The sequence below is a fragment of the Herbaspirillum frisingense genome (genome assembly GCF_047325095.1).
Classification (GTDB): Bacteria; Pseudomonadota; Gammaproteobacteria; order Burkholderiales; family Burkholderiaceae_D; genus Herbaspirillum; species Herbaspirillum frisingense.
The window spans coordinates 3,485,847-3,509,416 of the sequence record NZ_CP168558.1 but is presented as its reverse complement, the minus strand read 5'-3'; the positions used below and the strand labels follow the sequence as shown (position 1 = coordinate 3,509,416).

General features: G+C 64.5%; 19 protein-coding genes. 10 read left to right on the top strand and 9 right to left on the bottom strand.

Annotation, left to right across the window (positions count from 1 at the left end):
• The first annotated feature begins 1 nt into the window (after position 1).
• Both ACEOAC_RS16155 and ACEOAC_RS16150 read left to right on the top strand, forming a co-directional pair.
• Positions 2-1,129, top strand: a complete 1,128-nt coding sequence (locus ACEOAC_RS16155; protein ID WP_413445118.1) for an ABC transporter permease — start codon at positions 2-4, stop codon at positions 1,127-1,129.
• A gap of 64 nt (positions 1,130-1,193) precedes the next feature.
• Positions 1,194-1,358: a hypothetical protein gene (locus ACEOAC_RS16150; protein ID WP_241813440.1), complete on the top strand. Its 165-nt coding sequence runs from the start codon at positions 1,194-1,196 to the stop codon at positions 1,356-1,358.
• Between the two features lie 60 nt (positions 1,359-1,418).
• Here the strand turns inward: ACEOAC_RS16150 and parC are convergent, their stop codons facing one another.
• The 7 genes from parC to ACEOAC_RS16115 all read right to left on the bottom strand — a co-directional run bounded on the left by parC (position 1,419) and on the right by ACEOAC_RS16115 (position 11,976).
• Complete coding sequence (parC, locus tag ACEOAC_RS16145; protein WP_413445117.1) at positions 1,419-3,734, bottom strand: DNA topoisomerase IV subunit A; 2,316 nt, start codon at positions 3,732-3,734, stop codon at positions 1,419-1,421.
• A gap of 34 nt (positions 3,735-3,768) precedes the next feature.
• Positions 3,769-4,692 (bottom strand): lytic transglycosylase domain-containing protein, encoded by a 924-nt coding sequence (locus ACEOAC_RS16140; protein ID WP_413628450.1) that lies wholly within the window; start codon positions 4,690-4,692, stop codon positions 3,769-3,771.
• Position 4,693: 1 nt separating this feature from the next.
• The gene (locus ACEOAC_RS16135) at positions 4,694-6,682 is read right to left on the bottom strand and encodes a DNA topoisomerase IV subunit B (RefSeq protein ID WP_413445160.1); all 1,989 of its coding nucleotides are present in this window, start codon (positions 6,680-6,682) and stop codon (positions 4,694-4,696) included.
• Between the two features lie 270 nt (positions 6,683-6,952).
• Complete coding sequence (locus ACEOAC_RS16130) at positions 6,953-8,305, bottom strand: amidase (protein ID WP_413445159.1); 1,353 nt, start codon at positions 8,303-8,305, stop codon at positions 6,953-6,955.
• Between the two features lie 107 nt (positions 8,306-8,412).
• Positions 8,413-9,090 carry a DUF2848 domain-containing protein gene (locus ACEOAC_RS16125; protein WP_006465278.1) on the bottom strand — a complete coding sequence of 226 codons (678 nt, stop codon included), beginning with the start codon at positions 9,088-9,090 and terminating at the stop codon, positions 8,413-8,415.
• A 68-nt stretch (positions 9,091-9,158) separates the two neighbouring features.
• Entirely contained in the window at positions 9,159-10,472 is a 1,314-nt protein-coding gene (locus tag ACEOAC_RS16120; protein WP_039876979.1) for an MFS transporter, read from the bottom strand.
• Between the two features lie 568 nt (positions 10,473-11,040).
• Positions 11,041-11,976 carry a LysR family transcriptional regulator gene (locus ACEOAC_RS16115; protein WP_006463599.1) on the bottom strand — a complete coding sequence of 312 codons (936 nt, stop codon included), beginning with the start codon at positions 11,974-11,976 and terminating at the stop codon, positions 11,041-11,043.
• Positions 11,977-12,344: 368 nt separating this feature from the next.
• Between ACEOAC_RS16115 and ACEOAC_RS16110 the strand changes: the two genes are divergently transcribed.
• The 8 genes from ACEOAC_RS16110 to ACEOAC_RS16075 all read left to right on the top strand — a co-directional run bounded on the left by ACEOAC_RS16110 (position 12,345) and on the right by ACEOAC_RS16075 (position 21,771).
• Positions 12,345-13,310, top strand: coding sequence for a MurR/RpiR family transcriptional regulator (locus ACEOAC_RS16110; RefSeq protein ID WP_039875452.1), 966 nt, complete (start codon positions 12,345-12,347; stop codon positions 13,308-13,310).
• The gene (locus ACEOAC_RS16105; RefSeq protein ID WP_413444595.1) at positions 13,307-14,293 is read left to right on the top strand and encodes an isoaspartyl peptidase/L-asparaginase family protein; all 987 of its coding nucleotides are present in this window, start codon (positions 13,307-13,309) and stop codon (positions 14,291-14,293) included. The genes ACEOAC_RS16110 and ACEOAC_RS16105 overlap by 4 nt, the downstream gene beginning before the upstream one ends.
• Positions 14,294-14,318: 25 nt before the next feature.
• Positions 14,319-16,172: a dipeptide ABC transporter ATP-binding protein gene (locus ACEOAC_RS16100; protein ID WP_039875450.1), complete on the top strand. Its 1,854-nt coding sequence runs from the start codon at positions 14,319-14,321 to the stop codon at positions 16,170-16,172.
• A 90-nt stretch (positions 16,173-16,262) separates the two neighbouring features.
• A complete protein-coding gene (gsiB, locus tag ACEOAC_RS16095; RefSeq protein WP_039875449.1) occupies positions 16,263-17,834 on the top strand; it encodes a glutathione ABC transporter substrate-binding protein GsiB in 1,572 nt (523 codons plus the stop codon).
• 129 nt (positions 17,835-17,963) lie between these two features.
• Entirely contained in the window at positions 17,964-18,884 is a 921-nt protein-coding gene (gsiC, locus tag ACEOAC_RS16090; RefSeq protein ID WP_413444596.1) for a glutathione ABC transporter permease GsiC, read from the top strand.
• An 8-nt stretch (positions 18,885-18,892) separates the two neighbouring features.
• Positions 18,893-19,837, top strand: a complete 945-nt coding sequence (gene gsiD, locus ACEOAC_RS16085; RefSeq protein ID WP_006463593.1) for a glutathione ABC transporter permease GsiD — start codon at positions 18,893-18,895, stop codon at positions 19,835-19,837.
• 35 nt (positions 19,838-19,872) lie between these two features.
• A complete protein-coding gene (locus ACEOAC_RS16080; protein ID WP_413444597.1) occupies positions 19,873-20,901 on the top strand; it encodes a P1 family peptidase in 1,029 nt (342 codons plus the stop codon).
• Between the two features lie 24 nt (positions 20,902-20,925).
• Complete coding sequence (locus ACEOAC_RS16075; protein WP_413444598.1) at positions 20,926-21,771, top strand: M55 family metallopeptidase; 846 nt, start codon at positions 20,926-20,928, stop codon at positions 21,769-21,771.
• Between the two features lie 9 nt (positions 21,772-21,780).
• On the opposite strand, the gene ACEOAC_RS16070 is transcribed toward ACEOAC_RS16075, so the two are convergent.
• Together ACEOAC_RS16070 and ACEOAC_RS16065 are read right to left on the bottom strand one after the other, a co-directional pair.
• Positions 21,781-22,674: a ketopantoate reductase family protein gene (locus ACEOAC_RS16070; protein WP_234296224.1), complete on the bottom strand. Its 894-nt coding sequence runs from the start codon at positions 22,672-22,674 to the stop codon at positions 21,781-21,783.
• Positions 22,675-22,758: 84 nt separating this feature from the next.
• On the bottom strand, positions 22,759-23,559 hold the full coding sequence (locus tag ACEOAC_RS16065) for a GntR family transcriptional regulator (RefSeq protein WP_324877702.1): 801 nt from the start codon (positions 23,557-23,559) through the stop codon (positions 22,759-22,761).
• Between the last annotated feature and the right edge of the window lie 11 nt (positions 23,560-23,570).

Here is a 23,570-nt window from a genome sequence, read left to right as displayed (position 1 = left end):
GATGCGCAACTCCTGGGCCAACATCTACCGCCTCGGCATCAAGGAACTATGGAGCCTGCTGCGCGATCCGGCCATGCTGGTGCTCATCGCCTACACCTTTACGCTGTCCATCTACGTGGCCGCGACCGCCATGCCGGAAAGCCTGCACCACGCCGCCATCGCCATCGTCGATAACGACGGCTCGCCGCTGTCGGCACGCATCGCGGCGACCTTCTATCCGCCGCACTTCAAGGTGGCGCGGCTGGTTACGGCGCAAGAGGCTGATGCCGGCCTGGATGATGGCGACTACACCTTCGTATTGGACATCCCTGCCGACTTCCAACGTGACGTACTGGCCGGACGGGCGCCTGCAGTGCAACTGAATGTCGATGCCACCCGCATGAGCCAGGCCTTCACCGGTAACAGCTACATCCAGCAGATGATCACCACCGAGGTGACGCAGTTCGTGCGACGCACCGAGGCCGGTACCACCGCACCGGTGAACCTGGCCATGCGCATGCGCTTCAACCCCAATCTGGAGCAGTCCTGGTTCGGATCGCTCATGGAGATCATCAACAACGTGACCATGCTTTCCATCATCCTCACCGGCGCCGCACTGATCCGCGAGCGCGAGCACGGCACCATCGAACACCTGCTGGTGATGCCGGTAACGCCTGCCGAGATCATGCTGGCCAAGGTCTGGTCCATGGGGCTGGTGGTGGCGCTGGCGGCACTGGCCTCCTTGCTGTTGATCGTGCGCGGCGCGCTGCAGGTGCCGATCGAAGGTTCGCTGGCGCTGTTCATGCTGGCCACCGTCATGCATCTTTTCGCCACCACCTCCATGGGCATCTTCATGGCCACGCTGGCGCGTTCGATGCCGCAGTTCGGCATGCTGACCGTGCTGGTGCTGTTGCCGCTGCAACTGCTCTCGGGCGGTTCCACGCCGCGCGAAAGCATGCCGCTGCTGGTGCAGGACATCATGCTGGCCGCGCCCACCACGCACTTCGTGGCGGCCGGGCAGGCCATTCTGTATCGGGGTGCCGGGCTGGAGGTGGTATGGCCGCAACTGCTGGCCATCTTTGCAATCGGTGCCTTGTTGTTCACGGCCGCGCTGGGCCGCTTCAGGAAGACCATCAGCCAGATGGCGTGATGGATATTTTCGTTCGCCCGTGCAGCGCCCGTGCGAACACCGACCTCACCGGGGAGTAACCACCATGGACCTGACCAGCCCTTCCGCATTGATACCCGCCATCAGCATCGCGCTGCTCCTGTTCGGCTATGGCATGCGCGCCCGACGCTGGGCGCCCTATTGCATGCTGGCCGGGGCGTTCGGCTTGCTGGGGGTGTTGTTGTATCGGGTGTCGGTGGCGATTAGCTAGCAAATCGCCCCCTGCACAACATGCGCAGAGGGCGATATCTCAACAACGCCAGGCCGTGCCTCAGACTTGTGGGCGCAGCCCCGTCACCTTGATCCGCGACTCCAGCGCCTTGCCCTTGCGCGCCCGCTTGCCGATATGCACGCCCAGCGACGCGGCCGAGAGGGCGATTTCCTTGGCTTTACCGACATTGCCGGTGCCTTCGACCACCACGCCCTTCTGGCTGATGGCTTGTGCGCCGATCAGCTTTTCGTTTTTCTCCAGCTCCATCAGGTTCACGCCACGGCCGCCGGAAGACAGGGTCTTCATCTCGTCCAGGCCAAACACCAGCAGACGACCATTGCCCGAGACGCAGGCCACGGCGCTGGCGTCGGCAGCGACTGCGCGCGGTGCCAGGGGCAGGGCGCCTTCGTCCAGCGTGAAGAAGCTCTTGCCGCCCTTGACCCGGCCGAACATGTCGGAGGCCTTGGCGATGAAGCCGGCCGCCGCATCCGAGGCCAGCAGCAGCGTGGTGTCGGCGGGGCCAGCGAAGTAGTGCAGGATGCTGCTGCCGCTGGCCAGTTCGATCAGCGTGGTCACCGGCACGCCATCCCCGCGTGCATTGGGCAGGGCGCTCACGGCGATGGTGTAGACCCGGCCGTTGGAGCCGAAGGCCAGCAGGTTATCCACGGTACGGCATTCGAAGGCGCCATACAGGCTGTCGCCGGCCTTGAAGGTGAATTGCGTGGCATCGTGACCGTGGCCGGTGCGGGCGCGCACCCAGCCCTTCTGCGAGATGATGACGGTGACCGGTTCATCGATCACCTTCTGTTCGAAGGTGGCGCGTTCGGCTTCCTCGATGATGGTGCGACGAGCGTCGCCATAGGTCTTGGCGTCGCCTTCGATTTCCTTGATGACCAGCTTCTTCATCGAGGCCGGGTTGTCCAACAGGTCTTGCAGGGTGGTCTTCTCGCCGCGCAGCTCGGCCAGTTCCTGCTGGATCTTGATGGCTTCCAGGCGGGCCAGCTGGCGCAGACGGATTTCCAGGATGTCTTCGGCCTGGCGATCCGACAGCCTGAAGGCCTCGATCAGGGGCGGCTTGGGTTCATCGGACTCGCGGATGATCTTGATGACCTTGTCGATGTTCAGGAGCACCGCTTCCCGGCCTTCCAGGATGTGGATGCGGTCGTTGACCTTCTGCATGCGGAATTGCGTGCGGCGGGTCACGGTCTCGAAGCGGAAGCTGATCCACTCGCCGAGGATGTCGGTCAGGTTCTTCTGGCGCGGACGGCCATCGCCGCCGATCATCACCAGGTTCAGCGAGGCACTGGTTTCCAGCGAGGTCTGGGCCAGCAAGGTGTTCATGAACTCGGTCTGGTCCTGGTTCTTGGACTTGGGTTCGAACACCAGGCGTACCGGGGCCTCGCGGCCCGACTCGTCGCGCACGGCGTCGAGCAGGCCGAGGATGGTGGCCTTCTGGGCTTGCTGCTCGGGCGTGAGCGATTTCTTGCCCAGCTTGAGCTTGGGGTTGGTCAGTTCTTCGATCTCTTCCAGTACGCGCTGCGAGGATACGCCCGGCGGCAGTTCGGTGATCACCGCCTGCCACTGGCCGCGCGCCAGGTCTTCGATCTTCCAGCGGGCGCGCACCTTGAGGCTGCCGCGGCCGCTCTGGTACATCTCGGCGATGGTCGTGGCCGGGGTGATGATCTGGCCGCCACCGGGGAAGTCCGGGCCGGGGACCAGTTCCATCAGTTCGGCATGGCTGATCTTGGGGTTGCGGATCATCGCCACCGCCGCCTTGGCCACTTCGGTGAGGTTGTGCGACGGGATTTCGGTGGCCATGCCCACGGCAATGCCGGAGGCGCCATTCAACAGCAGGAAGGGCAGGCGCGCCGGCAGCAGGCGCGGCTCTTCGGTGGAACCGTCGTAGTTGGGCTGGAATTCCACGGTGCCCATGTCGATTTCATCGAGCAGCAGCTTGCTGATGGGCGTCAGGCGGGCTTCGGTGTAGCGCATGGCCGCCGCGCCATCGCCATCACGCGAACCGAAGTTGCCGTGGCCATCGATGAGCGGGTAGCGCAGCGAGAAATCCTGGGCCATGCGCACCAGCGCGTCGTACACCGACTGGTCGCCGTGCGGGTGCAGCTTGCCCAGCACATCGCCGACCACGGCGGCCGATTTGCGCGGCTTGGCGGCGCTGTTGAGCGAGAGTTCGTTCATCGCGTAGAGGATGCGGCGTTGCACCGGCTTCTGGCCATCGGCCACATCGGGCAGGGCGCGGCCCTTGACCACCGAGATCGCGTAATCGAGATAGGCGCGTTCGGCGAAGGTGGACAGCGTCAGCGATTCGCCATCAGGGGCGGCCGGGACTGGGTCAAACAGGGTTGGTTGATCGGTCATGGAACAGTTCTTGTTGTCGTCGTGGTGGACAGGGTTAATCGTTGGCGGTGACGGGCTCGCGCGGCGGCAGCGTCACCTTGAGACGGGCCTGGCCTGAGCTGGCGCCGGGGGCGGAGGCGGAGGCAGGGCTGCGCTCACCGGCAGCCAAGCGCATTGCGCCGGGCGGGCGATACAGCTCATAGAAGCGCGACACCAGCCGCACATAGCCCTGGGTCTCGGGATAGGGAGGAATCTTGTTGCCGTATTTCTGCACCGTGCCTTCGCCGGCATTGTAGGAGGCGATCGCCAGTTCCACATGCTGCGGGAACATGGCCATCAGGTCGCGCAAGTAGCGTGCGGCCAGACGGATGTTGATCTTTGGATCGACCAGCTTCTGGTGCAGGCTCTTGCGGCGGTCGCCCTGCAGGCCATAGCGCTCGGCGGTATCGGGCATGATCTGCATCAGGCCGATGGCGCCCTTGCTGGAGACGGCACCGGCATTGAAGCCGGATTCGGCCGTCATGACCGCCTTGAGCAGGGCCGCATCCAGGCCGAACTCTCCGGCCGCTTCGCTGAGCAGGCTGTCGTACTTGCGTGCATCGCGATGCGCGAGCATGGTCCGCACGAAGGGCGGGTCGGTCGGGGTGACGGCTTCCTTGCTGCCGGGATGGTTCAGCAGCGAGGCGCTGCTGGCCATGAGCTTGTCGGGGTCGTCCAGGGCCTGGGCATAGAAGTGGACCGCGCCGTCGGCATCGGTGTAGCGGTAGACGATGGTGCGGGGTTTGCGGCTGCTGCCGTCCTTGCCGCCGTTCTTGTTGCCCTCGGCCGCCTCCACCCGCATGTGCTGCACGCCATCGGCATCGGTGTAGCGCACCATCTGTTGCGCCCGTGCCGTTCCTGCGCCCGCGCACAACAGCACCGTCGCGACCAGCAGGGCGGCGCGAGCGATGAGCGGTAGGCGGGGCGGGCGGCGGGTCATGTCAGATATCGGCTTCGGCTTCGTTGCCGTGCTCTTCGATCCAGGCGCGGCGGGAGGCGGCTTCGCCCTTGCCCATGAGCATGTTGAAACGCTCTTCCGAGGTCTGCACGCCCGGTTCGCCGAAGCCGATCGGCAACAGGCGGCGGGTGTCCGGATTCATGGTGGTTTCCCACAGCTGTTCGGCATTCATCTCGCCCAGGCCTTTGAAGCGGGAAATGCTCCAGGCGCCTTCCTTCAGGCCATCCTTGCGCAGCTTGTCTTCGATGGCTTCGAGTTCGCCATCGTCCAGGGCATACAGCTTCTGCACCGGCTTCTTGCCGCGCGCGGGGGCATCCACGCGATACAGGGGCGGACGCGCCACGCAGATGTTGCCGTTCTGGATCAGCTTGGGGAAGTGACGGAAGAACAGCGTCAGCAGCAGCACCTGAATGTGCGAGCCGTCCACGTCCGCATCCGAGAGGATGCAGATCTTGCCGTAGCGCAGGCCGGACAGATCCGGGCTGTCGTTGATGCCATGCGGATCGACGCCGATGGCCACGGCGATGTCGTGGATCTCATTGTTGGCGAAGAGGCGGTCGCGCTCGGTTTCCCAGGCGTTCAGGACCTTGCCGCGCAGCGGCAGGATAGCCTGGAACTCCTTGTCGCGGCCCATCTTGGCCGAGCCGCCGGCGGAGTCGCCCTCGACCAGGAAGATTTCATTGCGCGACACATCCGAGGATTCGCAATCGGTCAGCTTGCCCGGCAGCACGGCCACGCCGGAAGACTTCTTCTTCTCGACCTTCTGCGCCGAGCGCAGGCGGCTCTGGGCCTGCTTGATGACCAGTTCGGCCAGCTTCTTGCCGTACTCGACGTGCTGGTTCAGCCACAGCTCCAGCGCCGGGCGCGAATAACCGGCCACCAGGCGCACGGCGTCGCGGGAGTTGAGACGTTCCTTGATCTGGCCCTGGAATTGCGGGTCCAGCACCTTGGCCGAGAGCACGAAGGAGACGCGTGCAAACACGTCCTCGGCCAGCAGCTTGACGCCCTTGGGCAGCAGCGAATGCATCTCGGCGAAGCTCTTCACGGCCGAGAACAGGCCTTCGCGCAGGCCCGATTCATGGGTGCCGCCGTTGGAGGTGGGGATCAGGTTGACGTAGGACTCGCGCACCACGGCGCCTTCCTCGGTCCAGGCCACCACCCAGGAGGCACCTTCGCCCTCGGCGAAGCCTTCGGCATCCTTGCCGGCGAACTGCTCGCCCTCGAACAGCGGGATCAGGGTCTCGCCGCTGCCGCTCTGGGCCAGTTGTTCCATCAGGTAGCCGCGCAGGCCCTGGTCGTACTGCCAGCTCTGGCTGTCACCGGTCCTGGCGTTGGTGAAGGTCACCTTCACGCCCGGCAGCAGCACTGCCTTGGACCGCAACAGGCGTTGCAGCTCGCCCAGCGGGATGGTGGGCGAATCGAAATACCTGGCGTCAGGCCAGACCGTGACGCGGGTGCCGGATTTCTTGTCTTCGCGGGTGGCGGGGCGCGACTTGAGCTTTTCGATGACGTCGCCGCCGGAGAAGGCCAGGGTATGCACGCCGCCTTCACGCCAGACCGTGATTTCCAGACGCGTGGCCAGGGCATTGGTGACCGACACGCCCACGCCGTGCAGACCGCCGGAGAAGGCATAGGCGCCGCCGGAGCCCTTGTCGAACTTGCCGCCCGCGTGCAGGCGGGTGAACACGATCTCGACGGTGGGGACCTTTTCTTCCGGGTGCAGGCCGACCGGGATGCCGCGGCCGTCGTCTTCCACGCTGACGCTGCCGTCGGCGTTCAGGGTGACGATGATGCTCTTGCCGTAGCCGCCCAGCGCTTCGTCGGAGGCGTTGTCGATCACTTCCTGGAGGATGTGCAGCGGGTTCTCGGTGCGGGTGTACATGCCCGGGCGCTGCTTGACCGGCTCCAGTCCCTTGAGGACACGGATCGATGATTCACTGTAATCGGACGGGGATGTTTTTTTGGTTGCCATGCAGATGAGTGGTCGTGGCTGATGCCGGAGGGTTGTTCTATCTTTGTTTGCCCAGCGCTGCAGCCCCGTGGGAGGGGCCGTCTTGCGCTGCAAAAGCGCATTCTAATGAAAATTCCAGGAATTCGGCGTCCGGGCCGTGGAAATGTTCCCTTCCGCGTGGGACTTGTCCTTAAATGCGCTTAAATGCTGCCAAATATGCATTTAAATGCGGCAATGAAAAAGGCCTGTGCATGCACAGGCCTGGTTGATGTGTTGCAAGCACGCCGGATTTCAGCTGGCCAGCAAGCCCTCCACGGCCAGCGCAATGGACAGCAGGCGCCGGTCCTGGCCACCAGGAGCCGCCAGCGACAGGCCCACCGGTGCGCTGCCTTCTGCGTGGCAGGGCAGGGACACCGCGCAGCCGTCGAGGAAGTTGATCAGCGTGGGGTTGCGCAGCATCTTGCCGTTGGCGCCGTAATAGGCGTCGTCGCTGGCCAGCAGCTCGGCAATGCGTGGTGCGACGATGGGCACGGTGGGCATCACCAGCGCATCGTAGCCGGCCAGTTGTGCCTCGACCTGGGCGATCCAGGGCGAGCGGGCGTGCAGCACATCCAGCAGGTCGGCCGCGCTCATGTCCTTGCCGCGCATGATGCGCGAGACCACACGCTGGTCGTAGCCGGCAGCGTTCTCGGCAATCAGGGCGCGGTGCCAGGCATAGGCCTCGGCGGCGGTGAAGCCACCCTTGCTGTTGATGGCGGCCAGGCCGTTGAAGGCGGGGACTTCTTCCTCCACCACCACCGCACCGGCTTGCGTGAGCCTGGACAGGGCGGCACGGTAGGCCTTGGCGACGCTCTCGTCCATGCCGTCGAGCACGACATTGGTGGGTGCCAGCAGGCGCAGGCCGCGCAGCGGATGGGCAGGCAGCGGGCGATAGGTTTCACCGGCCAGCACGGCGTCCATGATGGCGCAGCACTCCACCGAGGCCGCCAGCGGGCCGATTGAATCCAGGTAGGCCGACAGCGGCAGCACGCCCTCCATGGAGACCCGTGCGGCGGTCGGCTTGAAACCGGTCAGGCCGTTCAGTGCCGAGGGAATGCGCACCGAACCGCCAGTGTCCGAGCCCACCGCGGCGAACGCCATGCCATCGGTCACCGAGATGGCCGCGCCGGAAGACGAGCCGCCGGGAATGCGGCCTCCTTCGACGCCACGTTCCCACTGGTTTTGCGGGGTGCCATAGTGCGGATTGATGCCCAGCCCGGAATAGGCGAACTCGGTCATGTTGGTCTTGCCGATGACGATGGCACCCGCCTTGATCAGCTTCTGCACCACCTCGGCATGGGCGCTGGCGACCGGCTTGCCGCGCAGCACCACGGACCCGGCCAGGGTAGTCTCACCGGCCACGTCGAACAGGTCCTTGACCGAGACCGGCACGCCTTCCAGCGGCGAGCGGCGCAGACCGGCGGCGCGCAGGGTGTCGGAGGCACGGGCGGCGGCACGCGCCTGGTCGGCATAGACGCTGGTGAAGACGCGTGCGCCTTCGCCAGCCGGGTCGGCGATGCGGGCCAGGGCCTGTTCGGTCAGTTGCAGGGAGGTGATGCGGCCGGCATCGAGGTCGGCGGCAAGTTGGGAAAGTGTGCTCGGCATGATGGAAAAATGGGGTGGTCGACAGGAGCGGTGCAGCGATAAAGGCGACAAGAGTAACAGGCCCTAGCCGCATCAGACAAAAATGGCCAGCAGGGCTGGCCACGGGATCAGGCGACTTCGGCCAGCGACTGCGCGACATAGTGATGGCGCAGCGCACGCTGACGGCGTGGATCGTAGAGCTCCATCGTGAAGGAGGCGGCCGGACGGATGCCGCCGATGGCGCCCACCGTGCCGCAGGTCATGCCGCAGCCCTCGGGCAGTGTCGCGCTGCCGTCGGTGAAGCGGGCGATCAGGTCGGACGGGGTGCGCAGCGAGGCCAGCGGACCTTCCTGGTACAGCACGGTGGCACCGTCTTCTTCGATCCAGGAGCGGATCACCAGCTCGTCCCAGTAGTCGGCCACGTCCGCCAGTTTCCAGGCAGCGGCGCCCACCGGCTTGACGCAGGCCTGCTTGGAAAAGGCCACGCTATGGGCTTCCAGCTTGCGGTCGGTATGGTCGGAGGCGATGGAAACATACAGTTCGCCACCGGCATTGAAGACGAAGGTCTCGACTTCGCCGGAGGAGGCCTCGCCCAGTACCTGCACCTGTTCGGCCTGCGACAGCTGGTTGGCCGAGACGCGGTAGAACAGCGGCACTGCGCTGGGACGGGAGATGCCCAGGGCTTCCAGTTCTTCGATGTGATGTTCGATGGCCGCCATGTCGCGGCCGGCCCAGCCGGCGATGACCAGGCTGTCGATGTCGGCCTGGAGGGCAGATTGGTCGGGGAGGGTAAAGGTCAGCTTCATGATGTCTATCCTGCAGGTGATTCAAGGGTGATGTGCACTGCGCTTGGGGGAGTTGGTTCAGTGGGGTGTCAGTGCTTCCTGACGAACACCACCACCAGGAAACTGGCCAGGAATTCCAGCGCTGCCACGAAGTACAGGCCCGAGGACAGCGACCCGGTGCTGGTCTTCAGCGCGCCGATCATGTAGGGCGCCACGAAGCCGGCCAGGTTGCCAATGGAGTTGATCAGGGCGATGCCGCCGGCGGCTGCCGTGCCGGCCAGGAAGGCACCGGGAATCGACCAGAACACCGGGAAGGCCGCCAGGATGCCGACCGCCGCCAGCGTCAGCGAGCACAGCGCCAGGGTGGCATTGCCCAGGCTCATGCCGGTGGCGATCAGGCCGATACAGGCAATCAGGGTGGCGATAGCGCTGTGCATGCGGCGTTCGCCGGTCTTGTCGGAGTGGAAGCCGTTCCAGATCATGGCCAGGGTGCCGGCCACGAAGGGGATGGCCGAGATCAGGCCGATCTGCAGATTACCCTTGACGCCGATTTCCTTGATGATGGACGGTGCCCAGAAGGCGATGGTGGCGTTGCCGCTGACCACGCAGAAATACACGGCAGCGCAGATCCAGACGCGGTAGTTGCTACAGGCGTCCTTGAAGGAGAAGTGCTTGCCCGGTGCGCTGTTTTCGGCAGCCAGTACCTGGGTGACGGCATTCTTCTCGGCCTCGCTCAACCACTTGGCGTTGGCGGGTTTTTCCGGCAGCCAGGCCAGCACGGCGAAGCCGGCCAGCAGGGAAGGGATGCCCTCGATGATGAACAGCCACTGCCAGTTCGCCAGGTGACCCACGCCTTCCATGCTGCTCATGATGAGGCCGGCAATGGGGCCGCCGACCGCACCGGCGATGGCGAACGAGGTCATGAACAGGCCATTGACGCGGGCGCGGCGCTGCGCCGGGAACCAGTAGGTCAGGTACAGCACCACGCCGGGGAAGAAGCCGGCCTCGAAGATGCCCAGCAAAAAGCGCAGGATGTAGAAGCTGGTGGGCGTGGTGACATAGGCCATCGCCATCGAGGCCAGGCCCCAGAGGATGGTGATGCGGGCCAGGGTCTTGCGGGCACCGATCTTTTCCAGCAACAGGTTGCTGGGGACTTCGAAGAGGAAGTAGCCGATGAAGAAGATGCCTGCCCCCAGGCCGTAGACGGCTTCCGAGAACTGCAGGTCCTGCAGCATCTGCAGCTTGGCGAAGCCGACGTTGACGCGGTCGATCCAGGCCAGCACGAACAGGAAGACCAGGAACGGGATCAGGCGCCAGGCGATCTTGCGATAGGTGACATCCATGCTGGATGGCGCGCCTGCCGATGCCGCCGCTGTGGCGGCGGCGGATGGGGAATAAGACATGAAAACCTCCTCAAGTAGTGCCGGCGTCCGCGTGGCGGCGCCGTGCTGTGTTCGGCATGGGATGGACTGGGTGCAAGGATGGGCAAGCAGGACCGGCCATGCTGTTGTTATCGCCCGAAGGCACCGGTCTTAGGGCCTGTTCACACTAAATCTGCGAGATGCGTTGCGCCCAGAAGGCGTGGTGGCAAGGCGCACGGCAAGGCTGGTGGTGGCGCCACCAGCCTTGCCGGGCAACGCCGCCAGCGCGCCTTCTGGGCGCAACCCTCCGGGAGAGGCCGTCAAGCGTCGCCTGCCGTTGTTGCAGCAACTTGCCGTAGCACCACTACGGCGCGTCGCTGCGCCTAGGCAGTCAACGCTTGACGACCTCTCGCACTCACAGATTTAGTGTGAACAGGCCCTAAATCAGTATGGGGATGCGGGGAGGGCGCTGTCCAACAAGAAAATCTGAACGGGCTTGATTGAAAAATCTTATGAGCAAAAGCGGGGCGGCGGTTGCTTCAGGATGGTGCTGCGCCGCATGCGGCGGTTGTGGATGCGCAGCCAGCAGCGGCGCGGTATTGCGCCCGGCTCAGTTGAGCGGCGCAGGCAGGCGGGCGATCTCGTGGCCCCAATTGAGTGCGAAGTCGGACGCGGTTTCCTGGGCGATGCGGGCCACGGTTTCGGTCAGGGGATTCTCATGGTCCGAGCGGAAGCAGGCGATCAGCGCCAGGGCCGGGAACTCGGTATCGACCCGCAGCAGGTGCAGGCTTTCCTCGTTGAGCTCGCGCTGGATGATGGCCGGCGGCACGGCGGTGATGCCGAAGCCGTCGGTGGCCAGCCGGATCATGGTCGCCACCGAGGCGATGCAATTGATATGCAGCGTGCGCTCGCTGCGTTCGCTGCCCGAGAACAGGCGCTCGATCACCGCATGCGGCCCCGAGTTGCGGGCGAAGCTGATGATCGGGAAGGCCGCCAGGTCGGTCAGCGACAGGGTCTCGCTGCCGATGTCGAGCTTGGGACTACCGACCCAGCGCATGGGGAATTCGCATAGCGCGATATTGCTGACCTGCGGGCCGATCACCGGTTCGGCCTGCAGCACCAGGTCCAGGTTGCTCTTGCTGAACTGTTCGTGCAGGTGGATGGTGGTATCGCTGACGATCTCGATCTGCAGGCGCGGGAAGGTCTTGTGCAGCCGCCCCAGGAAATCCGGGAACCAGCTGTGGACGATGGATTCGATCACGCCGATGCGGATCACGCCGGCATAGACTTCGCGGTCGGACATGTCGTCCTTCATCTCGCGCATGAGCTTGACCATGCGCTCGGCATACACCAGCGCCTTGCTGCCGTCGGCGGTGAGTGCCACCTCGCGCGCGCTGCGGTCGAACAGGCGCACGCCGAAGTCCTGTTCGAGCGAGGCGATGCGGCTGGAGACGGCAGCCTGGGTGGTGTGCAGGCGCTCGGCAGTGAGCCGGAAATTGCGCAGCCGGGCCAGCCAAACGAAGGTTTCGAGGAAGCGGATATTCATGACGAGCAGGACGTGGAGAAGAGGCGTATTTTATCGCCAGGACGTGTCAACTCCCGTTGTCATTTTTGGTGCGCTGCGCAATAAAGTCGGTCCTGTTCGGCGCACATCTGGTGCATTTCACAGGGTAAGTTGCGTGCTTCTGGTGCGTTATATCGATATTCGGAATTTGAAAGTATTTTTTCTTTACTCCGGATTGAAATGAAAATATATTTACATTTTTCGCGCCAGGGCTGGTCGTCATATCAAGTCCCGCGACAGGATAAAAATGGGTGAGGCCCGCGTTTTCGTAAACGATATAAATCCAATCAATGATATGGAGCGTTTGCAGGCACGGGGCGATTTCTTCAGCACAGACGGGGCAGCGGACGGTGACACAACAACCGAAGAACATCAGCTTGCAGGGAGCCGGCGCGGTCGCGCAGGCCGTGGGCAAGCTGTATCCGCAGTTGTCCAAGTCGCACCGCAAGACCGCCGACTATGTGCTCGGCAACCCCTTTCGCGCCGCGACCATGACCATCGACGAACTGTCGGAGGCCGCCGGCATCTCGGTAGCCACCGCCAACCGTTTTGCCCACGCGCTGGGTTTTGATGGTTATGCCTCCTTCCGCGCGGCCCTGGTGGCGGACTTTGCCACCACGCTGGCGCCGGTGGAAAAGCTGCGCGACGAAGTGCAACGCGCCGCCACCAGCGCCGAGATCATGGCCGCTGCCTTCGATAGCGACATCCATAACATCGAGGCCACCCGCCGCATGCTCACGCCCGAGCATTGTGAACAGGCAGTGGACATGATTCTTGCCGCCGAACGCATCTTCATCACCGGCTTCGGCGCCTCGGCCTACCTGGCCGGCCTGATGGCACATGCGCTGGAGCCCTATGTGCGCACCGTGTCCTCGGTGGCGCTGGCTGGTGGTCCTTCGCAGGCGGGTCGGCAATTCTTCAAGCTCGATAGTCGCGACCTGGTGATCCCGATGGTGTTTCCGCGCTATGCCGCCGATACCGTCTGGCTGACCCAGCGTGCAGTGGAGAAGGGCGCCCGTATCCTGGCTATCACCGATACTCCCGGCTCGCCGCTGGTGCCGCTGGCCGATGTCACGATCTATGCCCAGACCGATCGCAAGCTGTCACCCACGTCCGATGCGGCCGCGCTGATCTTGATCCAGGCCCTGTGCGATGCGGTGGCGCATCGCGCCCGGCGCTCGGTGCAGGCTGCTTCGCAGATGACCGAATTCGTACTGCCCTGGCTCTACTTGCCGCAACAGCACCAGCGTCCGGCCATGACGCCTGTCGCCAAGCCGGCCCGGGCCGCTCTCAATAAAGGAAAGACCAAAGCATGACCACTCCGGTAATTGCCATCCATGGTGGCGCAGGCACCATCACGCGCGCCTCGCTGAGCGCCGAGGACGAAGCCCGATATCACCAGGCGCTGGCTGACATCGTGGCCGCCGGCCAGGCCGTATTGAATGCCGGTGGCTCGGCGCTGGAAGCGGTGACCGAAGCAGTGCGCCTGCTGGAAGACTGTCCGCTGTTCAATGCCGGCCATGGCGCCGTCTATACCAGTGAAGGCCGGCTTGAGCTGGATGCCTGCGTGATGAATGGCGCCGACCTGGCCTCCGGCGCGGTGGCCTGTGTCACCAATCTGCGCAACCCGGTGCTGGCTGCCCGCGCCGTGATGGAAAAGAGCGAGCACGTGCTGCTGGTCGGTCCCGCTGCCGAAGCCTTTGCCGCTCGCAACGGTGTGGCCACGGTCACGCCCGACTATTTCCATACCGATGCCCGCCACGAGCAATGGCTGCGCGTGCGCGGTCAGTCGCGGGCCATGCTGGACCATGACGCCTCCTCCTTTGCCTTTGCCGAAAAGACCGCCGCCACCGTCGAGCCCATCGACCCCGACCACAAGTTCGGCACCGTCGGTGCGGTGGCGCTGGACCAGTTCGGCAACCTGGCTGCGGCCACCTCGACCGGTGGCATCACCAACAAGCAGCCGGGCCGGGTAGGGGATTCACCCATCATCGGTGCCGGCTGCTATGCCAACAATGCCACCGTTGCGGTTTCCGCCACCGGCACCGGCGAGGCCTTCATGCGCACCGTGGCCTGTTACGACATCGGCGCGCGCATGGCCTATGCCGGTCAGTCGCTGGAAGAAGCCAGCCGCGCCGTGGTGTTCGATACCCTGCCCAAGGTCGGCGGACGCGGTGGCGTGATCGCCATCGATGCCCAGGGCAACCTGGCCCTGCCGTTCAATACCGAGGGCATGTACCGCGCCTATGGCTGCGGCGAGCTGGCGCCGGTCACCGAAATCTACGCAGCACCGGCCTGAGTCGGCCGAGCAGGAGAGAATCAAGATGCAACAGTCACAACGCGTGCTCGATGTCAGCCACCTCAACGTCCGCTTCGCCACCTCCGAGCGGACGGTGGACGCGGTGCGCGACCTGTCCTTCCATGTGGACCAGGGCGAGACCCTGGCCATCGTCGGCGAATCGGGTTCGGGCAAGTCGGTGTCCTCGCTGGCGATCATGCGCCTGATCGAACACGGCGGCGGCAAGATCGTCGGCGGCAGCATGCAGTTCCTGCGCCGCAGTGGCCAGACGCTTGATCTGGCCCAGGCCGACAATGCCACCATGCGCGGCATCCGGGGCGCCGAGATCGCCATGATCTTCCAGGAACCGATGACCTCGCTGAACCCGGTCTTCACCGTCGGTGAACAGATCGCCGAATCGATCCGCCTGCACCAGGGCATGAGCCGCGCCGCCGCCCAGGCCGAGGCGCTGCGCATGCTGGAGATGGTGCGTATCCCCGAGGCCAGGCGCGTGCTGGGCCGCCATCCGCACCAGTTGTCGGGTGGCATGCGGCAACGCGTGATGATCGCCATGGCCTTGTCCTGCAAGCCTTCGCTGTTGATCGCCGATGAACCGACCACGGCCCTGGACGTGACCATCCAGGCGCAGATCCTGCAACTGATCCGCTCCCTGCAGGAAGAGATGCACATGGGCGTGATCTTCATCACCCACGACATGGGCGTGGTGGCCGAAGTGGCCGACCGCGTGGTGGTCATGTGTCGTGGCGAGAAGGTGGAAGAAAACGCCGTCGAGCCGCTCTTCGCCGCACCCAGCCATCCCTATACCCGTTCCCTGCTGGCCGCCGTGCCGCGCCTGGGTTCCATGCGCGGTACCGATATGCCGCTGCGTTTCGGTATTGCGCCGCAGGCCGAGGTGCGCCCCGACCTGATCGCCAGCGAGCTGCAGACCCAGCAGGAGATCGCCGCCCAGCGCCAGCCCATCCTCAAGGTGCGCGACCTGACCACCCGCTTCGATGTGAAGAGCGGCATCTTCGGTCGCGTCAAGCAGCGTGTGCATGCGGTGGAAAAGGTCAGCTTCGACCTGTTTGCCGGCGAGACCCTGGCCATCGTCGGTGAATCCGGCTGTGGCAAGTCCACCACCGGCCGCTCGCTGTTGCGCCTGGTCGATATCGCCGGTGGTCGTGTCGAATTCGGCGGCCGCGACCTGGCGCAATTGCCGCGCACCGAGCTGCGCCAGTTGCGGCGCGATATCCAGTTCATCTTCCAGGACCCGTTCGCTTCCCTCGATCCGCGCATGACGGTCGGTTACTCCATCATGGAGCCGATGCTGGTGCACGGCATGAAGGAGGGCGCCCAGGAACGCGTGGATGCACTGCTGACCCGCGTGGGCCTCACCCCCGAACATGGCCAGCGCTATCCGCATGAATTTTCCGGCGGTCAGCGCCAGCGCATCTGCATCGCCCGCGCCCTGGCCCTGAACCCCAAGATCGTCATTGCCGACGAATCGGTGTCGGCACTGGACGTGTCGATCCAGGCCCAGATCGTCAACCTGATGCTGGACCTGCAGGCCGAGCTGGGGATTTCCTTCATCTTCATCTCGCACGACATGGCCGTGGTAGAGCGCATCAGCCACCGGGTCGCGGTGATGTACCTGGGCCAGATCGTGGAGATCGGCCCGCGTCGCGCGATCTTCGAGAATCCGCAGCATCCCTATACGCGCAAGCTGATGGCGGCCGTGCCGGTGGCCGATCCGACCTTGCGCCAGCCGGGCAAGAAGCTGCTGACCGATGAAATTCCCAGCCCGATCCGGCTGGTGGGCGATGAGCCCAAAGTGGAGCCCCTGAAGGAAGTGGCTCCCGGGCACTTTGTGGCCCAGCACCGTATTGCCGGCGCTTTCTGAGCGCGGGCGGGTTTCCATGTTGTAAATGCTTCAGTGCAGTAATCCCCACTACGTCGTACCAACCTCGCTTTACTGATCAGGAGAGACTACATGACTACCACTGCAACCCGGAAGGGCATGACCATTGCCAAATGGCTGGCCGTCGGCGCCCTGGGCACCTCGCTGCAATTTGCAGCGGCACATGCGTTCGCGGCCAAGACCGTGACGCTGGCGGTGTATTCCACCTTCACCACGCTGGACCCCTATGACGCCAACGACACCCTGTCGCTGTCCATGGCCAAGTCCTTCTACCAGGGCCTGTTCGGTTTCGACAAGGACATGAAGCTCATTCCGGTGCTGGCCGAAGGCTACCTGGTGAGCAAGGACGGTCTGGAATACACCATCCGCCTGAAGCAGGGCGTGAAGTTCCAGGACGGTACCGTGTTCAAGGCCGATGCCGTGAAGGCCGTGTTCGACCGTGTCACCAACCCGGACAACAAGTTGAAGCGCTACAACCTCTTCAACCGCATCGCCAAAACCGAAATCCTGAACGACTACACCGTCAAGATCGTGCTCAAGGAGCCGTTCTCGGCCTTCATCAACGTGCTGGCCCACCCGTCGGCAGTGATGATTTCGCCGGCTGCGCTGAAGCAGTACGGCAACAAGGACATCGCCTTCCACCCGGTCGGCACCGGCCCCTTCAAGTTCGTCGAATGGAAACAGACCGACTACGTCAAGGTCGAGAAATTCGATGGTTACTGGAAGCCGGGCTACCCCAAGGTCGACGAGATCATCTGGAAGCCGGTGGTCGACAACAACGCCCGCTCGGCCATGATGCAGACCGGCGAGGCGCAATTCACCTATCCGCTGCCCTACGAGCAGGCCGATCTGTTGAAGAGCAAGTCCAACCTGGATGTGGTGGCGGCACCATCCATCATCCAGCGTTACATGTCGATGAATACCAAGCAGAAGCCTTTCGACAACCCGAAGGTGCGCGAAGCCATCAACTACGCCATCAACAAGCAGGCGCTGGTGAAGGTGGCCTTCAACGGCTATGCCACGCCGATGGAAGGCGTGGTACCGCAGGGCGTGGACTACGCCTTCAAGACCGGCCCCTGGCCCTATGACGTGAAGAAGGCCAAGGCCCTGCTGGCCGAAGCCGGTTATCCGAATGGTTTCGAGACCGAACTGTGGTCGGCCTACACGCACAGCACGGCACTGAAGATCATCCAGTTCCTGCAGCAGCAACTGGCGCAGGTCGGCATCAAGGCCAAGATCCAGGCCCTGGAGTCCGGTCAGCGCGTGGAACGCGTGGAAAGCTGGCAAGACCCTGCCACCGCGCCGGTACGTCTGCTCTACATCGGCTGGTCCTCCTCCACTGGTGAAGCCGACTGGGCACTGCGTCCGCTGCTGGCTTCCGAAGCCATGCCGCCGCGCCTGTACAACACCGCCTACTACAAGAACGACAAGGTCGACGCCGACATCGCCAAGGCCCTGACCCTGACCGATCGCAAGGAAAAGGAAGCCCTGTACAAGGATGCCCAGCAGGAAATCTGGAAGGATGCACCGTGGGCCTTCCTGGTGACCGAAAAGCTGCTGTACGCGCGTAACAAGAACCTCAAGGGCGTCTATGTGATGCCTGACCAGGCGATTGAATTCGAGAACATCGAACTGACGAAGTAAGCAGGCAGCACCAAGCGGCGGCGCAGCAGGAGCGCGCCGCCGCTTGCATTCTTCGATGGACGTCTGGTCCATCGCGCAACAAGAAGGGTCCGATCCATCGGCGACGAGCGGCCTTATTCAGAGAGCATCATGTTTTCCTTTGTCATCAAACGCCTGTTAGGCCTGATTCCCACGCTGCTGCTGGTGGCGGTCCTGGTATTTCTGTTCGTGCACTTGTTGCCGGGCGATCCGGCACGCCTGGCGGCCGGCCCCGACGCCGACGACAAGACGGTCGCGCTGGTGCGTGCCGACCTCGGCCTGGACAAGCCCCTGCCGGAGCAGTTCGTGAACTTCTTCGTCAACGCCGCCAAGGGTGACTTCGGTCGTTCCATCCGCAGCAAGCGCCCGGTGTCCGAAGAGATCGCCGCGCGCTTCTGGCCCACGCTGTGGCTGACGGTGGTGGCCATGATCTGGGCCGTGATCTTCGGTCTGATCATCGGCATTTCCTCGGCGGTATGGCGCAACAAGTGGCCGGATCGCCTGGGCATGACGCTGGCGGTGTCCGGCATTTCCTTCCCTGCCTTTTCGTTGGGCATCCTGCTGATGCAGGTGTTTTCGGTCAACCTGGGATGGTTGCCCACGGTGGGCGACGACACCTGGCGCCACTACATCCTGCCCTCGATCACGCTGGGCGCTGCGGTGGCGGCGGTGATGGCGCGCTTCTCCCGTTCCTCCTTCATCGAGATCCTGCAGGAAGACTTCGTCCGTACCGCCCGCGCCAAGGGCCTGACCGAGACGGTGGTAGTCATCAAGCACTGCCTGCGCAATGCCCTCATTCCGGTGGTCACCATGATGGGCCTGCAGTTCGGCTTCCTGTTGGGCGGCTCGATCCTGGTCGAAGTGGTCTTCAACTGGCCGGGCATGGGGCGCCTGCTGGTGGACGCGGTCGAAATGCGTGACTACCCCATCATCCAGGCCGAGATCCTGCTGTTCTCGCTGGAATTCATTTTCATCAACCTGGTGGTGGACGTGCTGTATGCCGTGATCAACCCCAGCATCCGTTTCAAGTGAGGGGAATCATGTCGCTCTCCAATTCGCCTCTGGCAACCACCTCCGAAACCGGCGCGCCCTTGCCGCCGCCCGATCCCGCCGCGGTCACGGCCTCTGGCCAGAAGATCCGCACCCCGTGGCGCGAATTCTGGCGCAAGTTCAAGAAGCAGCGGCTGGCCGTCTATGCCGGCGTGTTCATCCTGCTGCTGATCCTGGTCGCCATCCTGGCCCCCTGGATCGTGCCGTTCGATGCCGAGAACTTCTTCGACTACGACGCCCTGAACTCGCCGCCGACCTGGACCCACTGGTTCGGCGTGGACTCGCTGGGCCGCGACATCTTCAGCCGCATCCTGATGGGCGCACGCATCTCGCTGGCCTCGGGCTTCTTCTCGGTGGCCATCGGCGCCGTGATCGGCACCGTCTTCGGCCTGCTGGCCGGCTACTACGAGGGCTGGTGGGACCGCATCACCATGCGTATCTGCGACGTACTGTTCGCCTTCCCCGGCATCCTGCTGGCCATCGGCATCGTCGCCATCCTGGGTGGCGGCATGATCAACGTCATCATCTCGGTGTCGGTGTTCAGCATCCCGGCCTTTGCCCGCCTGGTGCGCGGCAATACCCTGCAATTGAAGAACCTGACCTATATCGAGGCTACCCGCAGCATCGGTGCGTCCGATACCACCATCATGTGGAAGCACATCTTCCCCGGCACCATCTCGGCCATCGTGGTGTATTTCACCATGCGCATCGGCACCTCCATCATCACCGCCGCCGGGCTGTCCTTCCTCGGCCTGGGTGCGCAATCGCCCACGCCGGAGTGGGGCCTGATGTTGAACGAAGCCCGCGCCGACATGGTGACCTCGCCGCACGTGGCGCTGGTGCCCAGCATCGCCATCTTCCTCACCGTGCTGGCTTTCAACCTGCTGGGCGATGGCCTGCGTGACGCGCTCGATCCCAAGATCGATCAGCGTTGATGGCGATGGGCCTGCCGCTTGTGACGAGGTCGCCTATGTCGACGCTACCGCACATTGGCCGGCTTGCCGCCGGCCCGCGTAACAGCATCACCGACGTGGCCGGCGTGACCGTCGGCCATTGCACCCTCGATGACGGCCCGGTGCAGACCGGGGTGACCGTGATTGCGCCGCATGGCGGCAACCTGTTCACCCACCGCCTGCCGGCGGCCGCGGCGGTCATCAACGGCTTCGGCAAGAGTGCCGGACTGGTGCAACTGGAAGAGCTGGGCCTGCTGGAGACGCCGATTGCGCTGTCCAACACCTTCGCCGTCGGCACGCTGCTCAACGCCCAGATCGCCCACACCCTGCGCGCCAACCCGCAATGCGGGCGCAGCCTGCCCACCGTCAATCCGCTGGTGCTGGAATGCAATGACGGCTATCTCAACGATCTGCAGGCGATGGCGGTGCAGCCGGCGCATTTCGATGCGGCCCTGCAGGCAGTTTCATCTGAGGTGGCCCAAGGATCGGTGGGCGCCGGGCGCGGCATGTCCAGCTTCGGCCTGAAGGGCGGGATCGGGACGGCTTCCCGGGTAGCCGTTGTCGGCGCCGCCGGGCAGGGCTACACCGTGGGGGCGCTGGTGCTGTCCAACTTCGGTCGCCTGCCCGAGCTGATCCTGGCCGGCGATCCGCTGGGCGCGCGCCTGGCCGCTGCAGAGCCGCCGGATGCCGCCCCCGAGAAGGGCTCCATCATCATCATCCTGGCCACCGATGCGCCGCTGGATGCGCGCCAGTTGAAGCGCCTGGCCGTACGGGCCGGTGCCGGGCTGGCACGTACCGGATCGGCCTATGGGCACGGCAGCGGCGATATCGCCCTGGCGTTTTCGACCGCGCAGCAGATCGAGGCCGAGGCCGAGTGCCTGCACATGGCGCTGCTGGCCGATCATCTGCTGGATCCGCTGTTCCATGCCGCCGCCGACAGCGTGGAGCAGGCCATCGTCCATGCGCTCTTTGCCGCCGAGACCGTGTACGGGCGCGACGGCCATGTGCGCGTCAGCCTGCGCGAGCGGCTGGCGGCATTGAACTGAACGACTTACCGTAGCGAGATTTTCATGACTGGCAAACGCGCCAACATTCTGGTTTCCGTCGATATCGAAGGCGTGGCCGGGGTTTTTCACGTCGAGCAGACCCGTGCCGGCAACGGCGAATATGAACGCGCCCGGCGCTGGATGACCGAAGAAGCCAACGCCGTCATCCGCGGTGCCCTGGCGGCTGGTGCCACCGGCATCAAGGTCAATGATTCGCATGGCGGCTTCCGCAATCTGCTGCCCGACCTGCTGCATCCGCAGGCCCGCATGGTGCTGGGCAAGCCTCGCGTGCTGGGCATGATGGGTGGCGTGGACCAGGAGATCGATGCCGTGATGCTGGTGGGTTACCACTCGCGCGCCCAGGGGCGCGGCATCCTCGCGCACACCACCAACAGCTTTGCCTTTGCCCGGGTCTGGCTGGGCGGGCAGGAGATGGGCGAGGCCGGCCTCTATGGCGCACTGGCTGCCGAGCATGGCGTGCCGGTGATCTTCGGCAGCGGGGACGATGCCTTCATCGAGGAAAACCAGCCGCTGTATCCCCACGCGGTCTTTGCCGAGACCAAGAAAGCCTATGGCGCCAACAGTGGCGATTCGCTGACCCCTCAACAATCTTGCGTGTTGCTGGAAGAGCGCGCCCGGCAGGCAGTGACCAGCCTGCTGGCGCAACCGGCGTCGATGCCGGTACTGCCCTTGCACGGACCATTGCGGTGTCGCCTGCAGGTACAGACCGTGGCGCTGGCCGACCTGTTCAGCCAGTTGCCCATCCTGGAGCGCAGCGACAATGTCACCGTGGAGTTCGATGCGCCGACGGCGGAATACGCGGTGCGCGTGCTCAACAGCTTGTCGGCGATGTCGGCCATGCTGCGCTGATGCGATAAGTTATTTCACCTTGCTCTCGATCAGCTTGACCAGCGCATGCACGGTCAGGTTGACCGGTGTGGACAGCCCATGGGCCTGGCCGCGCCGGACGATGAAGCCGTTCAGATGGTCGATTTCGCTGGGCTTGCCGCGTGCCAGGTCCTGCGCGGTCGAGGAGAACTGGGAGGGCATGGTCTCGATGATCTTGCGTACGGCGGTGTCGACGTCGCCGGCCAGGGTCACCCCTTCGGCAGCGGCCACGGCCTTGCATTCGGCCACCAGGTGGGCCATCACCTCCGGCACGCCCACGCCTTCCACCAGCTTGCCGTAGGGCAGTTGCGTGATGGCAGAGAGGGCGTTGTAGGCGCAGTTGATGATCAGCTTCAGCCACAGGGCGCCACGCACATTGTCGGATATCTCGGTAGGCACGCCAGCGGCGATCAGGGCATCGGCGGCAGCCCGGCTGCGGGCAGCCGGTTCGATCACCAGTTCGCCGCGTCCGTGGTGCTTGACGTGGCCGGGGCCGGCCATTTCGGTGGCGACGTAGACCACCGCCGCCGACACCGGTTGCGGGATCACGGTGCGCAGGCGCTCGGCATTGTCGGTGCCGTTCTGCAATGTCAGCACCAGCGTATCGGCGCCCAGGTAGGGGCGCAGTTGCGCGCCGGCAGTTTCGGTATCAGGAGACTTGACGCAGAACAGCACCAGCTCGGCGCCGGCGACAATGGCGGGATCGGTGCTGGCCTTGACGGGGATGGTCTCATCGAAGGTCTTGGCTTCCAGCCGCAGGCCACGGGTATTGAAGGCCTCCACGTGCTGGGGGCGGCCCACCAGGACCACCTCATGTCCGGCGCGTGCCAGCATCCCGGCAAAATAACAGCCCACTGCACCCGCGCCCATCACTGCAACTTTCATGCGTGTCTCCCCGCTCGGTAGATTGATGACGAAGCGGAAAGCCTAACACAGCACCGCGGTCTTTTCAGGCGGGGTCAGCAGCGGTCAGAACGAACGCCGCACCCGCACCGATACATAGGCCGGGGGCTTGGTGGTGGCAGTCGCCCGGGCGCTGTGCAGGCGGTGCAGGGTGATCTGGTTGACCTCGGCATGGCTGCCGTCGATGTGCTCTCCCATGAGCTGCTGTGCCGCGTCGGCATCGCCGGCCGCGATGCAGTCGAGGATGGCGGCATGTTCCTCGTAGGTCGAATGCAGGCAATCGCCATAGAGGAAATCCAGGCGGCGCACGATGCGGATGCGGTCGGTCAGGCGGTCGAAGGTATCGGCCATCTCCTGATTGCCGGCCGCGCGCACCAGGGTCTGGTGGAACACTTCGTCGAGCTGTGCGGCCTTGGGGCCATCCAGCTCGCGGGCCTGCTCCGGCACGCACCAGGAGGCGCGCAGGCCGGCCAGCACGCTCTGGTCGCCGGCCTGGGCGCACAGGCGGCGCACGGCGTGGGTCTCGATGAGCTTGCGCATTTCGTAGAGGTCGGAAAAGCGCTTGAAATCGATCGGCACGATCTCCCAGCCACCGCGCACGTAGCCCTGCATCAGGCCATCGTTCTGCAGCCGCTGCAGGGCTTGCCGCACCGGCGTGCGCGAGACCTTGAAGTAGGCGGCGATTTCGGTCTCGGTGATCTGGTCGCCGGGTAGCAGCCGCATGTCGAAGATATCCTGCCGCAGCTGGGCGTAGACATATTCGGGCAGGGAGCCGCTGCGCACCAGCGCATCGTCGCCGTCGGGCTCGGCCACGTCGATGGCCTCGGCCGACGGCGGCAGGGGGGAGGGGGCAGCCACGCTCTTCACGATGGTCGCAT